Origin of the sequence: Phenylobacterium sp., assembly GCF_016793285.1 — a bacterium.
Taxonomy (GTDB): domain Bacteria; phylum Pseudomonadota; class Alphaproteobacteria; order Caulobacterales; family Caulobacteraceae; genus Phenylobacterium.
Genome location: NZ_JAEUMO010000052.1, coordinates 1 through 14278, shown reverse-complemented (window position 1 = coordinate 14278; position 14278 = coordinate 1). Strand labels below are relative to the sequence as shown.

Below are 14278 nucleotides of genomic sequence, written 5' to 3'. Positions count from 1 at the left end.
GCAGCGGCGCCCGCCGCGGGCCGCTTCCGCACGTCTGCACGTCTGGATGGCCGGGACAGGCCCGGCCATGACGTTCACTGGGGAGGACGTTGTTCCTGGTGAGGGCGTCGGTCTTTGGGAGGGCGTTGTTCTTGGAAAGGACGTTGTCCCCGGCGAGGCCGCTGTCCTGAACCCGCTATCCCAGCTTCTCCTGCTGCACCGAGAAGATCGAGCTGTATTCGCCCGCCCCCCAGTCCGGCGGCATCGGGCACGGCTCGGCGTCGAACCGCGCGTAGGCCGGCGGCCCGCCGCGCACGATGACGTTGGCCAGCTTCACCGGGTCCATGATCCGTGTCAGCGGCAGCGCATCGCACGGCGCGTAGGTGTGCAGCAGCAACGGCCGCATCCGGGGCGAGGTGTTGGCCCGCGAACCGTGGACGACGCGGCAGTTGTGGATCGTGACCGTGCCGCGCGGGCCCGCGAGCCAGCGCAGGTCCGAGCCCTCCAGCCGCGCGGCCTCGGCGTCGCTGAGCGCCCCCGTCCACGCGCCCGCCTCGTCGCGCAGGGCGTGGATCGGGCCGCGATGGCTGCCGGCGAACACGCCCATCGGGGCCATCGCCTCGTCCACGTCGCAGAGGTAGACGCCGATCGTCAGCGGACCGTAGTTCGAATGCGGCCAGAACGGGATGTCCTGGTGCCAGCGGATCTCCTCGCCGCCCCCGCCGGACTTGAAGTTCAGCTTCGAGTGGTGGAAGCGCACGTCGGCGCCCAGCAGGTCCTCGGCCAGGTCGACCACGGGGCCGCGCAGGCCGAAGTCCTCGAACACCGGATCGAACGCCACGGTCTGCGGGATGCGCCGCAGCATCGGCCGGTCGGCGGTGTGGCCGGGGCCCAGCAGCAGGTCGGGCGTGCTGACGACGAGGCTGCGGCTGCGCTCGACGAAGCGGTCCATGACCGCGGTCAGGCGGTCGAGCCACGCGTCGTCCAGCCAGGCGGGGAGGCACAGGTAGCCGTCCCGCTCGTATTGCGCCCGATCGTCCGCCGTGAGCCGCCGCATCCGAAATGCCTCCAGCCGTTCGACTAAACATTTGCTCAGTCTGAGCCTCGCGTCTACTGTCCTCTCGCAACGAGACGGAGGGGATTGGTGTCTTTCATCGAGCTGACGCGCGACGGCCACGTGGCCACCGTGACCATCGGGCGCGCCGAGCGCCGCAACGCCGTGACCCTGGAGATGATGCAGGACCTGGAGCGGATCAGCCGCGAGTTCCTGCACGACGAGCAGACCCGGGTGGTGATCTTCCGCGCCGAGGGCAAGGACTTCTCGGTGGGCGCCGACCTCCAGGCCTCGCCGTCGCAACGCGCCGGGGCCTCGATGATCATGCGCCGTCGCGGCGCCGAGTTCGGCGCCCAGCTCATGCGATCGATGCAGGAGATCCCGCAGCCCACGATCTGCGCCGTGCAGGGCATCGCGACGGGCGCCGGCGGCTGCATCACCTCGGCCTGCGACTTCCGCGTGGGCGCCGACAACGCCCGCGTCGGCTACGGCGAGGTGAAGCTGGGCATCAACCTGATGTGGCACGCGGTGCCGATCTGCGTGCATCTCGTCGGGCCGGCCCGCGCCAAGCAGATGATCATGACCGGCAGGCTGTTCGACGCGGCGACGCTGGAGCGCTGGGGTTTCCTGGACCAGGTCGTGCCGCTGGCCGACCTCGACGCCGCCGCGCGCGAGATGGCCGAGGTCTACGCCGCCCTCCCCCCGAACTCGGTGCAGATGATCAAGAAGAGCATCAACCACGTCGTCGGCGCGCTGGACCGCGCGGTGATGCACATGGACGCCGACCAGTGGCTGCTCTCCAGCCTGACCGAGGACTACAAGGAAGCCGTCGCGGCCTTCTTCGACAAGCGCGCGCCCAGCTTCACCGGCAACTGAGGGGCCCCCACCCTCCCCTTAGGATCGTCATCCCGCGAACAAGTCGCGGGATGACGTTCAGGGTAGAGGTCGTCAGGCCAGCGACCCCGCCACGCCGTCGGCGATCAGCGTCTCGATCTCCTGCGGCGTGAGCCACCCGGCCAACACGGCGCGCGTGTGCTCGCCCAGGCGCGGCGGCGGCGTGGCCACCGGGGGCGCCGCGTCAGAGAAACGCCACAGCCGGCCGGCGTGCTTCCCCGCCCCGAGCCCCGGTGACGTCAGCGGAATGAACCAGCCGGCGAGGCGCGGCTCGGCCAGGGCCTCCCAGGTGCTGGCGACGGTCCGAGGGACCGCAGGCGGCGGGTCGTCCTCGACCGCGGCGCCGGACTGCGCGAGGGCTTCGGCCAGAAGGGCGTCGCCGACGTAGCCGCTGGCGGCCTCCATCATCGAGCCCTCGACGTGCGCGCCCCGGCCGGTGCGGAGGCGGCGGTAGAGTGCGACCAGGGTGCAGGCGATCATCTGCAGGCCGCAGATCGGGTCGGCCGGGTAGCCGCCCATCAGCACCGGCCGGCCCGCCTCGTCGCGGTGCAGCGCGTCCCATCCGGCCAGCGCCTCGATCGAGGCGCCGTTGGCCTTGAAGGCGGCGTGCGGGCCAAAGGCCCCGAAGCCGCTGAACGACGTCATGATGAGGTCCGGCCGCGCGACCGCGAGCCGGGCGTAGTCGAGGCCGAACCGCGCCATCACGTTGGGCGTGAAGTTCTCCAGGACGACGTCGGCGTCGGCGACCATGCGCCGGAAGACCGCCGCGCCGGCCGGCCGGCTGAGGTCGAGGCCCAGCCCCAGCTTGCTGCGGTTCGCGCCGTTGAAGTACCAGCTTCGGTTTTCGGGCGCCGTGGACTCGCCGGGCGCCTGCCCCAGGAAGCGCCAGATGTCCGGCCGGGCGACGCCCTCCACCTTGATCACCTCGGCGCCCAGATCGGCGAGCGCGACCGCGGCCATCGGGCCGATCCACGCCTGGGTCAGGTCGAGGACACGCATCCCGGCCAGCGGCGGCCGTCCATCCGGCGTCCGGATCCTCGGGACGACGGTCCAGCCGAGGCTCGCCACGTCGGTCGAGCCCGGCGCCGGGGCGGGTCTCGGCGCGATCGGCGCGGCGTCGGTCATCAGCGATGGCCGGCCGGCAAGCGGGACAGGCCCCGCGTCGGGGTGCGCGAGCGACTGGAAGAAGCCGCGGTCGTCCAGTTGGCGGTCGTCCAGCACCTCGGCCAGCGACTGCACCTTGCCGCACGCGACGCCGCGCACCTGCAGGCCCAGGAACACCTCCTCGACGCTGAGGCGCGCCGCATAGGGCGCGAGCGCGGCCGCCACGCGGTCCGCCGCCTCCAGCCGCCCGCCCTCGGCCAGGCCATCGAGGTCCACGCCCTCCGGAACCTCCAGCACCTCGCGGTAGACCGGCAGGTGCGGCGCGACGGCCGGCGCCACCGAGACGAAGCCGTCCGCGCAGCGGATCAGCCGCGCGCCCTCCGGCGTCCCGCCGTTGCGCGCCGTCGGCGCATCCTGATGCTGTTCGCGCAGCCACATGACGAAGCTCGCGACCGTCTCCAGGCCGGAGACCGCGACGTGGTCGCCGACCCCGGTCCGCTCGCGCCCGATCAGCGCCGCCACCGCGCCGGCGAAGGCGCTGGCGCCGATGGCGTGGGCCATGATGCGGGCCGGCGAGACGAGCGGCGCGCCCGCCGCCGGGCCGTTCAGGCTGAGGTAGCCGCTGATGGCTTCGAGTTCGGCGACGGCGGCGCCGGCGCCGTCGGGGTCGCCGAACGCGCTCAGGGTCACGACGACGAGGCCGGGATTGGCGCGACGCAGGTCCGCCACGCCGCCGCCCAGCCGGGCCCTCAGCGCACCGGCCGGCACGTCGCAGACCAGCACGTCGGCGACCGCCAGCAGCGCCGCGGCGTCGGCCAGCGCGACGCTGCGCTTGCCGCAGGCGAGCGCGTCGAACGCGGCCGAACCCTGCGCGCCGGCCTTCGCCCAGCGTGGCGCGGCCCGGCGCAGCGGACCGCCGGCCGGCGGCTCCAGCATCACGACGTCGGCGCCCCACGCGGCGAACTGGCGACCGCAGAAGCCGCCCGACGGTCCGTCGACGAGCTCCAGCACCCGCAGGCCGTCGAGAGGCTGTCCGGTCACGCCGCCGTTCGATCCATCGAGACGAGGAACCGCAGCAGCAGCCGCTCGCGGCCGGGCTCGTCACGGAAGGCGCTGCGCGCGTGCAGCATCGTGTGGTTGTCGAGGATCTGCAGGTCGCCCGGCTGCAGGTAGAACTGCAATCCGACCTCCGGCGACGCGGCGATGGCGTCGTAGGTGTCGAGCAGGTCGAGGTCGGGTTCGATGCCGTGGCGGGCCACGGTGCGGAAATAGTCGGAGATGTAGAACGTGCGCAACCGGTCGCCCCCGAACGCGCAGGGCGCGAACGCTGCGTAGGGCTCCCCGCCCGCGGCCTGCTCGTTGCGCAGATCGTAGGGCTGCGGCTCGAACATCCTGGCGGCCAGATCGGGACGCGTGGCGAGCAGCGTGTTGTAGACGCTGACCGAACTGGCCAGCCGGCTCTCGCCGCCCTCGGCCGCCGGGCGGATGCAGAGCAGCCCGACGAGGTCCGACGCGTCGCAGTGGAACCGGAACTCGCCGGCGGTCGCGTAGAGGCGGGCGAAAGGATCGACCTTCTCCACGCCGGTGGCCCGCACCTCGCCGATCACGTCGCCCCGGGGGTTCTGCAGGCCCAGACGCCCGAACTGGCGGCCCAGCACGCCTGTGGCCAGGTGCTGCGTGGCCAGGTCCCAGCGCTCCACCGGCAGGCCGCGGAGGATCAGGAACCCGCGGCCGTGGGTCAGGGCGCGGCGCCAGCGCCGCAGCGTTTCGCCCTCACCCGGCAGCTCGACATCGGCTTCGGAGACGTCGGACCAGGGTCTGGCCGACGCGCGCAGGCGGGCGACCACGTCTTCCAGCGCCGCGACGAACCCGGGCGACACCCGCTCGATCCAGTCGTTGCGGAGGCGCAGGTCGGCGCCGAGCCAGGCGGCCTCGCCCCCGACCGCGCCCGCGGGCGCCCGCTCGTGCGGGCGATCCAGGAAGTGCGCCGACTGCTCGGCGATGCTCATCAGGGCCGAGGCCGCCATGTCGTCACTCCGGCGCGCGGGAAGGCGACGGCCGCGGCTCGGTTCGCCGCGACCGCCAGTACGCTAGGACGGGGAGGAAGACGCCCTAGAAGTTCACGGCGAGTTGCACGCCGTAGCGGCGCGGGTAGAGGATCTGCACGGCGGTCGAGCCCAGCGCGACCGGGTCCTTGTCGTCGAGGCCGTTCAGCATGAAGCCCTCGAGCCGCCAGTTGTCCTTCTGGACGCCCAGCCGGACCGTGAGGTCGTTGAGCTCGCCGGCCTTCAGGTTCTTCACCGTGGCGTCGATGACGTCGTCGCGGAACGAGTAGCCCAGGTAGGCCGTGCCCGTGAGGCCGCCGAGCGCCGACAGCTCGCGCTTGTAGTCGGCGGAGACCGTGAAGCTCATCTCCGGCACGTTCGGCACGCGGCCGCCCTTGCGGATGGCCGTGCCCACCGAGAGGTTGCCGACGACGCGCTTGAAGCGCGCGTTCTGGATGTTGCCGGTGGCGGCGAGGGTCAGTCCGCTCACGCCGTCCGGCCGATAGGCCATGCCGAAGTCGGCGCCCTCGATCTTGGCGTCGCCGCCGTTGGCCAGCGAGATGACCGCCGCGGTGGCGAACTGGACCAGGACGTTGTCCCAGTCGGTGCGGTAGACCGAGCCCTCGACCAGGAGCTGGCCGTCGGCCATTTCCCAGCGCGTGCCCAGCTCGTAGGTCCAGAGCTTGTCGGGCTGCACGCTGGTCTGGATCGTGCCGGCGGGGAGGCCCAGCGTCACGTTGGCCGCGTTGGCCTGGGCCGGCGTCTGCAACGCGCCCGAGCGGAAGCCCTTGGCGACGTTGAGGTAGACCGTGCCGTTCTCGGCGGGCTTTATCTTGAGGTTGAAGCGCGGGTTGAAGCTGTCGAACTTCAGTTGGCCCACGCGCGGCGCGCCGGTGGCCCGGTCGACGCCGTCCACGCTGCGGTCGTCCTTGAAGTAGGACAGGCCGAACAGCGGCTCCACCAGCCCGCCGAAGAACTTCGCCGAGACCTCGCCGAACACCGAGTACGAGTCGGTGTCGATCGTGCCCAGCGTGTTGATGATGCCGGTCTTCGCCGCCGTCCGCGTGGCCTGCGAGTAGTAGAAGATGTCCGAGCGGATCTTGGCGTTGCGGGTGTAGCCGCCCACGATCCAGCGTACCGGGCTGTCGGCCTTCGAGGAGAGCCGCACCTCGTTCGTGTACGACTTCGTGTGGAAGTTCGACTCGTTGACGAGGATGGTCAGCAGCGGGGTGATGAAGTCGAGCTCGTGATCAACGTAGGACGTGTTCACGGTCAGGTCGCCGATGCTCGTCGACCAGTTCAGGGTGGCCGAATAGATGTCGGCGTCGACGTCGGTGTAACCCAGCCGCCCGCCGGTGCCGACGATGCCGGGCAGGTTGAACGGCGTGGGCGCCAGCGCCGAGGTGGTCGCGTTCTTCGGCGTCAGGCTGTTCGAGAAGTCCTGGTCGTTGCGGATGATCCAGACGAAGCCGGTGAGCCGGACATCGTCGGTCGGCTCCCAGCCCAGCGTCAGGCGCGCGTTCTTGCCGGTGAAGTCGTTGACGTTGCGCCGCTGCAGTTCGGGCGCCTCGGCATAGCCGCTGAGGCGCTCGTAGCCGGCCGACAGGCGCGCCGCGAGCTGGCCCTTGATCAGCGGCATGTTGACCACGCCGTCGGCGTTGTAGTTCGTCCCGCCGCCCTCGGTGGCCGAGATCTCGGCCTGCGCCTTGCCGGAGAAGTTGTTCGGATCGGGCTTGGCGGTGATGAGCTTGATCGTGCCGCCCATCGAGCCCTGGCCGTACAGGGTGCCGGACGGTCCGCGGATCACTTCCACGCGCTCGAGGTCGAGCAGCCGCGCCGGCGGCGTGAGCTGCAGGTTGGGCACGCCGAACGGGGTGTCGTCGATGTAGTAGCCGACCAGGCCGTCGCCGGTGGTGCCACTGCTGACGCCGCGGATCTGGATGGTCTCGAAGCCGGGGGTGGTGCTGGAGACGACGCTCGCGCCGGGGATCAGCTTGGTCAGGTCGGAGACCTTCGCCGCGCCGCTGCGCTCGACCGCCTCGCCGCTCAGCGACTGCACCGACAGCGGCACCTCGATGAGCTTCTCCTCGCGCTTCTGCGCCGTGACGACCAGTTCGGCCACGGTTCCGTCGTCGTCGGCCGCCGCCGCGACGCCCGGCGCGACGAGCCCGAGCGCACACGTCGCGAGAAGAATTGCACGCATGTTCATGATCCTAGACTCCCCCTCAGGCCTCGTAGACGGGCCAGTTGCGCTTCCTTCCGCGAGGAGGATTTCCCGAATCCCGGGCCGCCTCGCTCTGTTGTCTCAAACTAAACACTTGTACAGTCTCCTGGCAAGCGGCATCGTTGAGGCCGCATCGCCTTGTCATGACGCAGGCGAATTCGCAGACTGAGCGGCCGGGGATGAACAAGCGTATGGTCGAATACGAAGATGAGCCGGGCCTGCTGGCGCAACTGCTGCGCAGCGCGGCGACGGCTGACCCGCAGGCGCCGGCGACGTCCGAGGCGGAACGGCGGCTGACGTACGGCGAGCTGGCCCGCGAGGTCGACCGCTATGCGCGGGCTCTCCTGGCGCAGGGGCTGCGGCGCGGCGACCGCCTCGCGATGCTGACGGCGCCTTCGGTGGACTTCTGGATCGCCTTCCACGCCGCGACGTCGATCGGGGTGACCTGGCTGGGGATCAATCCGCGCTATCAGGCGCGCGACTTCGGGCACGTTCTGGACGATGCGGAGCCGACGCTGGCGGCGGTGATGTCGCCGTTCGACGGACGCGACTACTGCGCCGAGCTCGCGGCGATCTCGCCTGAGCTGCGGATGGTGTGCCACGGTGAGCCGACGGCGGGGGCCATGTCGCTCGAAGCCTTCCTGGCGTCGGGAACCGCCGTCGACGACGCGGGGCTGTCCGCCGCCCGCGCCGCCGTCGCGCCGGAAGACATCGCGCTGATCGTCTACACCTCGGGCACGACCGGGAAGCCGAAGGGCGCGATGCTGTCCCAGGCGACCATCACCGCCTCGGCGCTGGCCAACCTCGCCTGGATGGGCGCCGACGGCCTGCGCAGTTCCGTCTGCGCCGCGCCGGTCAACCACGTGGGCGCGATCAACAACCTCTGCATGCCGGTGCTGGCCGCGGGCGGGCACATCATCTTCCACCCCCGCGTGGACGTCGCCGCGATCGGCGAGATCAGCCGGCGCGAGCGGCCGACCTATCTCGTCTCGTCCCCCACCGGCTTCGCCATGATGCTGCAGCAGCCGCAGGGCATGGCCGAGCGCCTGGGCGCCACGCGCCTGATCGTGTTCGGCGGCGCCGTCACGCCCGAGCCGGTGCTGGAACAGTTCGCCCGGCCCGGCCTGCGGCTCGCCAACGTCTACGGGCAGACCGAGACCTGCGGGATCATCACCCGCACCGCCGCCGACGCGAGCCTGAGGGTGATGTCCGAGACCATCGGCGAGGTGCTGCCCGGCGCCGAGTTGCGCGTCGCCGACCCGGCGACGAACGCTTCGACGCCCATCGGCGAGCTGGGCGAGATCCAGGTGCGCGGCCCTTATCTGATGAGCGGCTACTTCCGGAATCCCGAGGCGACGGCCGCGGCCTTCACGGCCGATGGCTTTCTGCGCACCGGCGACCTCGGCGTGCTGCGCGAGGACGGCAACGTCGTCTTCGGCGGACGGCTGAAGGAGATGTTCAAGTCCGGCGGCTACAACGTCTATCCGGTCGAGGTGGAGCAGGCGATCTGCGAGCACCCCGCCGCGGCCATCGCCGCCGTGGTCGCGGCGCCGCACCCGACCTTCCAGGAGGTGGGCCACGCCTTCGTCGAGCTGGCGGCGGGCGCCGATGTGAGCGCCGACGACCTGCGCGCGTTCCTGAAATCGCGCATCGCCAACTACAAGATCCCGAAGACCTTCACCCTGGCCGCGGAGCTGCCGCGACTGCCCAACGGCAAGGTCGACAAGATGGCGCTGAAAGCCGAGGCGCTGGCGGCCGGCTAGTCGGGCGCGCGGCGCGGCGCGGTCCCGCGGCGGATCAGGGTCATGTAGGCCCGATGGCGCCGCTGCCAGAGTTCGCGGTCGTACCCCGACCGGCCCAGCACGCGCTTGATGTAGGGATCGAACACCATCGTGCCGATCTCCAGGTACATCATCAGGAACGGCAGCCAGAGCCGGTCGACGTCGGGCGCGAGCTGACCGGCCGCGTCCATCCGCATCACCGTCGACTGCACGAAACCGTAGAAGCGCTGGAAGAGCGAGAAGCCCCAGTCGCTCTCCTCCAGCAGCGCGCGGCGGAAGTAGGCGACGATGGTGGGCCAGTCGTCGGCGTGGCGTTCGATCCAGGCGTCGATAACCTCCGCCGGATCCTGGGTCGTGCTCAACTCCTGCGGCGCGGCGCCGGTGATGGCGTCCTCGAACTGGGCGATGAAGAACTCGTCCACCGCCTCGCGCAGGCCGTCCTTCGAGCCGAAGTGATGGTTGATCAGGCCGACGCTGACGCTGGAGGCGGCGGCGATGTCGCGGACGGTGACGCCGTCGAACCCCTTGTCCGCGAAGAGCACGAACGCCGTGCGCACCAGGCGCTCGCGCCCGTCCGGGTTTTCCCGCTGTCCCTGAACCAAACCCGCCCCTCCAGTCACCGCGAACGACTCTGGAGAAGCGTTCAGCGGGAATCCAGGTTTTTCGCGCCCTGTGCGTCGAGACGTTCAGCGATCGCGGATCTGCGCGGCAGCTCAGGAAGCTTGCGTCCCAGCCTGACCTCGCATACTGCACATTTGTTCAGTCTCTGATCGGAGATCCCAACTTGCGTGAAGCCGTCATCGTCTCCGTGGCCCGGACCGGGCTGGCCAAGTCGCTGCGCGGCAGCCTGAACGCCACGCACCCGATCACCTACGCGGGCCATGCCCTGAGCCACGCGATCTCCCGCGCCGGCGTCGATCCGGCCGAGATCGAGGACGTGGTGGTGGGCTCCGGCCATCCGGAGGGCGCCACCGGCTACGACATCGCCCGCACCGCCGCGATGAAGGCCGGCTGCCCGGTCACGACGTCGGGCGTGACGCTGAACCGCTTCTGCTCGTCGGGCCTGCAGGCGGTGGCCGCCGCGGCGGGCCGGATCCGCATCGAGGACGTGCCGGTGGCCGCCGCCGGCGGCGTCGAGAGCATCTCGCTCGTTCAACTGGGCGGCCACATGAACACCTTCCACCTGCAGGAGCCGGATCTCGCGGCGGCGAAGCCCGATCTGTGGATGTCGATGATCGAGACCGCCGAGGTCGTGGCCGACCGCTACGGCGTGACCCGCGAGGCGCAGGACGCCTACGCGCTGGAGTCCCAGCGCCGCACCGCCGCCGCGCAGGCCGCGGGCCTCTTCGCCGACGAGATCGTTCCCCTGTCCGTCCGCCGCGCCGTGGCCGACAAGGCGACCGGCGCCGTCGGGCTCGTCGACGCCGTGCTGGACAGCGACGAGTGCAACCGCCCCGACACGACCGCCGAGGCGCTGGCGGCGCTGAAGCCGGTGCTCAGGAACGGCCAGCGCTTCGCCGAGGGGCGCACGGTCACCGCCGGCAACGCCTCGCAGCAGGCCGACGGCGCGGCGGCGCTGGTGATGATGGAGGCCAGGGAGGCCGCGCGGCGCGGGCTCTCGCCCCTGGGCGCCTTCCGCGGCTTCGCCGTCGCGGGCTGCGAGCCCGACGAGATGGGCATCGGCCCGGTGTTCGCCGTCCCGCGCCTGCTGGAGCGCCACGGCCTGACCGTGGACGACATCGACCTTTGGGAACTGAACGAAGCCTTCGCCTCCCAGTGCCTCTACTCGCGCGGCCGCCTGAGCATCGACCCGGCGAAATACAACGTCAACGGCGGCGCCATCGCGGTCGGCCACCCCTACGGCATGACCGGGGCGCGCTGCGTCGGCCACGTGTTGCTGGAAGGCCGCCGCCGCGGGGCGCGTTACGGGGTGGTCACCATGTGCGTCGGCTCGGGCATGGGCGCGGCGGGGCTGGTGGAGATCTTCCCTTGACGGCCGATCCGCTGGCCCGCGGCTACGCGGACATCCGTCTGCGCCGCGAGGGCGCGGCGGTCGAGGTCTCGCTCGCCCGGCCCGAGGCCCGCAACGCGCTGACCGCCGTCACCCTGCGCGAGCTGACCGAGGTGGCGCACGACCTGCGGCGGCGCAGCGATGTCTCTGCGGTGATCCTGTCGGGCTCGCCGACCTTCTTCTCGGCCGGCGCGGACGTCGCCGACTTCGAGAACCGCATCCGGGCCCCCACGCTGCTGGAGACTCGCGACGTCGTCATGGCCGGGCCCGACATGTGCCGGGCCTGGGAGGAGATCGAGGCCGTGACCATCGCCGCGATCGAGGGCTACTGCGTCGGCGGCGCCTGCGCGCTGGCGCTGGCGTGCGACTTCCGCATCCTGGGCGCATCGGCGTTCCTGCGGCTGCCCGAGGTGGCGCTGGGCGTCAACATGAGCTGGCGCACCGTGCCGCGCGTGACCGCCCTGGCCGGCCCGTCCCGGGCCAAGCGCTTCGTGATCTTCGGCGAGCGCACCGACGCGCCGACCTGTCTCGATTGGGGTCTGGCCGACGAGGTGGTCGCCGACGGCGCCGCGGTCGAAGCCGCGCAGGCCTGGGCGGCGCGGGTGGCCGCCCTGCCGCCGCTGCCGGTCCGGATGACCAAGGAGCAGGTCAACGCCACGGCCCATGCGCTGTCGCACGCCGCCAGCTACATGGACCGCGACCAGTATCTGGTGACCAGCCGCTCCCGCGACTTCGCCGAGGGCCGCGAGGCCTTCCTTCGGCGGCGGACGCCGGAGTTCGGCGGTGACTGACGTCGAGGCGGAGATCGCCGACGGCCTGTTCGTCGGCCGGCGGGAGGGCAGGATCGGCCGTTTCCTCGGCATCCCCTACGCCGTGGACGGCGCTGGGCGTCGACGCGGCCGGCGGCGCGGCGCCGGGATCGGGCGCCTCCGCGGCCTGCAGGATCTCGCCGCGCGCGCTCACCCCGATATCGACACCTCCAGCCAAGGACATCCCAGATGAGCATCCGCTTCGACGGCCGCGTGGCCATCGTCACCGGCGCCGGCGCCGGCCTCGGCCGCAGCCATGCGCTCGGCCTCGCCGCGCGTGGCGCGCGCGTCGTCGTCAACGACTTCGGCGGCGACGTGCATGGGGGCGGCGCCTCCTCCGAGCCGGCCGAGCGCGTCGCCGCCGAGATCCGCGCCGGCGGCGGCGAGGCGATCGCCCACGGCGCGGACGTGACCAGCCCCGGGCAGGTGGCGGACATGGTCGCCGCCGCCATGACCGCCTGGGGCCAGGTCGACATCCTGATCAACAATGCCGGCATCCTGCGCGACGCGAGCTTCGCCAAGATGAGCCTGGCCGACTTCCGCAAGGTGGTGGAGGTGCATCTGATGGGGTCGGTCACCTGCACCCACGCGGTCTGGCCGCACATGCGCGCGGCGAACTACGGCCGCATCCTGATGACCACCTCGTCCAGCGGACTCTACGGCAACTTCGGGCAGTCGAACTACGGCGCGGCCAAGACCGCGCTGGTCGGCCTGATGAACGTGCTGCAGATCGAGGGCGAGAAGAACGGCATCCGGGTGAACACGCTGGGTCCCGGCGCGGCGACGCGCATGACCGAGGCGCTGATCACGCCCGACATCCTCGAGCTGATGACGCCGGAGTCGGTGACGCCCACCGCGCTCTTCCTGGTGTCGGAGGACGCCCCGCGCCGCACGATCCTCAACGCCACCGCGGGCGGCGTCTCGCGCACCTACCTGCACGAGACCGAGGGCGTCTATCTGCCGCCGGCCGAGAACACGCCCGAGACCATCGCCGCCCTCGTCGACCGCATCTCCGACACGAGCGGCCAGCACCTCTACGAAACCGGCGGCGGCCAGGTCATGAAGTTCGTCGGCAAGGCGGCGGCCGCGGCGGGATGACGCCGCCCGCCCTCGAACCAGCGCGGCCATCTGTTGAAGGACGCGCATCGAGACGGCCTGGGACGTTGCCCAGGAGGTCCAGCAGAGCCGTTTTCATGTAGTAGCTCTCGCGGCCGATCTTGAGCTTCCGCATCAAGCCGATCCGCATGAGTTCGTCGAGGTAGCGTGTGGCCGTGATGCGACTGACACCAAGGTCACGGTCGACGAACGCGATCTTGCTGTAGGGGTGGCTGAACATGTTGTTCAGCAGGTCCTGACTGTAGATCCGAGGAAGTTGTCGTCTCAACCGGACCTTGTGATCGAGCATGAGATCCCGGATGCGATGGACGAGCCGCGTCATCTGGAACGCCGTCTGCTCGATCCCGTCGAGCATATAGATCAACCACTCCTCCCACACGCCGTCCGTGCGGACCGCCTGCGACAGCCGATAGTAGTCGGCCTTGTTCTGGTTGATGTACAGGGAGAGGTAGAGCACAGGCGGGCCGAGCAGAACCTATGCACGTCCTACTGTGTGCTGCCTGAAGCCAACGACCCTTCCGCGCTCCCGTTCCGCTCCGTGAAGCGCGGCGCAAACGGACGAACCGCTATGGATAGCGTCTGAATCTCGTGACCCCGGTGCGACCTCGGGCCATGCGCGATGGATCAGGCTCGGCCAACCCTCAAACAAGGCGCTGATTCAGCGGAAGAAATGGCGCGCCCGGAACGATTCGAACGTCCGACCCTCAGATTCGTAGACCCACGCCTGCTAACGATGATTTCGAGTAAAGCGTGGTGGAACAAGGCGTTGAGCCTGTTCTGACGCTCTCAGGCGGATCATGGCTGTGACGGTCGAGTGGTCACAGTCGGAGGCGGTCGTAGATCATACCGCGAGGGTCTCGGGGCGATCTCCGCCGCTATCGTTTCGGCGAGGGATTCATCGACCGTTTCACACGCTGTACGGTGGCCGTGGAGACGCCGGTAGCGGCGGCTACCGCCCGGATCGAGTGACCGTCGCGCAAGGCTTTCCTGACCTTCTCGGCACGGCTGATTGGCATGGGCGGACGGCCTATGCGGACATTGTTGGCGCGAGCCCGTGCCAGCCCGGCCGATATTCTGGATTTTAGAATCGCCCTCTCAAATTCGGCAAAGACCCCGAGCATCTGGAAGAGCATGCGGCCGGATGGCGTACTGGTGTCGATGGCCTGCTGGTGCAGATAGAGGTCGCAGCCTCGGGCTTGGATGTCGCTCAGGAAGCCCACCAGATCGCTCAGAGAGCGTCCTAGACGGTCTACTGACCAAG

13 protein-coding genes are annotated in these 14278 nt (G+C 70.5%); 6 read left to right on the top strand and 7 right to left on the bottom strand.

Going from position 1 to position 14278, the window contains the following annotated elements; all coding sequences use genetic code 11:
- Nucleotides 1-175 precede the first annotated feature (175 nt).
- The gene (locus JNL41_RS05690; protein ID WP_293473308.1) at nucleotides 176-1036 is read right to left on the bottom strand and encodes a phytanoyl-CoA dioxygenase family protein; all 861 of its coding nucleotides are present in this window, start codon (nucleotides 1034-1036) and stop codon (nucleotides 176-178) included.
- Between the two features lie 87 nt (nucleotides 1037-1123).
- Here JNL41_RS05690 and JNL41_RS05685 point away from each other — a divergent pair, with 87 nt between their 5' ends.
- Nucleotides 1124-1909 carry an enoyl-CoA hydratase/isomerase family protein gene (locus JNL41_RS05685; protein WP_293473307.1) on the top strand — a complete coding sequence of 262 codons (786 nt, stop codon included), beginning with the start codon at nucleotides 1124-1126 and terminating at the stop codon, nucleotides 1907-1909.
- A 72-nt stretch (nucleotides 1910-1981) separates the two neighbouring features.
- Here the strand turns inward: JNL41_RS05685 and JNL41_RS05680 are convergent, their stop codons facing one another.
- The 3 genes from JNL41_RS05680 to JNL41_RS05670 form a co-directional block, all read right to left on the bottom strand.
- Complete coding sequence (locus JNL41_RS05680; protein WP_293473306.1) at nucleotides 1982-4072, bottom strand: CoA transferase; 2091 nt, start codon at nucleotides 4070-4072, stop codon at nucleotides 1982-1984.
- Nucleotides 4069-5058, bottom strand: a complete 990-nt coding sequence (locus JNL41_RS05675; protein ID WP_293473305.1) for a TauD/TfdA family dioxygenase — start codon at nucleotides 5056-5058, stop codon at nucleotides 4069-4071. Before JNL41_RS05675 ends, JNL41_RS05680 begins: the two co-directional genes overlap by 4 nt.
- Nucleotides 5059-5143: 85 nt before the next feature.
- The gene (locus JNL41_RS05670) at nucleotides 5144-7279 is read right to left on the bottom strand and encodes a TonB-dependent receptor (RefSeq protein ID WP_293473304.1); all 2136 of its coding nucleotides are present in this window, start codon (nucleotides 7277-7279) and stop codon (nucleotides 5144-5146) included.
- A gap of 200 nt (nucleotides 7280-7479) precedes the next feature.
- Here JNL41_RS05670 and JNL41_RS05665 point away from each other — a divergent pair, with 200 nt between their 5' ends.
- Nucleotides 7480-9063 (top strand): class I adenylate-forming enzyme family protein, encoded by a 1584-nt coding sequence (locus JNL41_RS05665; RefSeq protein ID WP_293473303.1) that lies wholly within the window; start codon nucleotides 7480-7482, stop codon nucleotides 9061-9063.
- On the opposite strand, the gene JNL41_RS05660 is transcribed toward JNL41_RS05665, so the two are convergent.
- Nucleotides 9060-9683, bottom strand: a complete 624-nt coding sequence (locus JNL41_RS05660) for a TetR/AcrR family transcriptional regulator (protein WP_293473302.1) — start codon at nucleotides 9681-9683, stop codon at nucleotides 9060-9062. The genes JNL41_RS05665 and JNL41_RS05660 overlap by 4 nt on opposite strands.
- 182 nt (nucleotides 9684-9865) lie before the next feature.
- On the opposite strand from JNL41_RS05660, the gene JNL41_RS05655 reads away from it, so the two are divergent.
- From JNL41_RS05655 to JNL41_RS05640, 4 genes are read left to right on the top strand one after another with little or no spacing between them, the layout of a single operon-like run.
- Entirely contained in the window at nucleotides 9866-11074 is a 1209-nt protein-coding gene (locus tag JNL41_RS05655; RefSeq protein ID WP_293473301.1) for an acetyl-CoA C-acyltransferase, read from the top strand.
- Nucleotides 11071-11883, top strand: coding sequence for an enoyl-CoA hydratase/isomerase family protein (locus JNL41_RS05650; RefSeq protein WP_293473300.1), 813 nt, complete (start codon nucleotides 11071-11073; stop codon nucleotides 11881-11883). The genes JNL41_RS05655 and JNL41_RS05650 overlap by 4 nt, the downstream gene beginning before the upstream one ends.
- Nucleotides 11876-12094, top strand: a complete 219-nt coding sequence (locus tag JNL41_RS05645; RefSeq protein ID WP_293473299.1) for a hypothetical protein — start codon at nucleotides 11876-11878, stop codon at nucleotides 12092-12094. The genes JNL41_RS05650 and JNL41_RS05645 overlap by 8 nt, the downstream gene beginning before the upstream one ends.
- Complete coding sequence (locus JNL41_RS05640; RefSeq protein ID WP_293473298.1) at nucleotides 12091-12999, top strand: SDR family NAD(P)-dependent oxidoreductase; 909 nt, start codon at nucleotides 12091-12093, stop codon at nucleotides 12997-12999. The genes JNL41_RS05645 and JNL41_RS05640 overlap by 4 nt, the downstream gene beginning before the upstream one ends.
- On the opposite strand, the gene JNL41_RS05635 is transcribed toward JNL41_RS05640, so the two are convergent.
- On the bottom strand, nucleotides 12959-13474 hold the full coding sequence (locus JNL41_RS05635) for a hypothetical protein (RefSeq protein WP_293473297.1): 516 nt from the start codon (nucleotides 13472-13474) through the stop codon (nucleotides 12959-12961). The two genes, JNL41_RS05640 and JNL41_RS05635, sit on opposite strands and share 41 nt — an antisense overlap.
- Before the next feature lie 418 nt (nucleotides 13475-13892).
- Nucleotides 13893-14278, bottom strand: a 386-nt coding sequence (locus tag JNL41_RS05630) for a recombinase family protein (RefSeq protein WP_293473296.1), incomplete at its 5' end; no start/stop codon positions are given.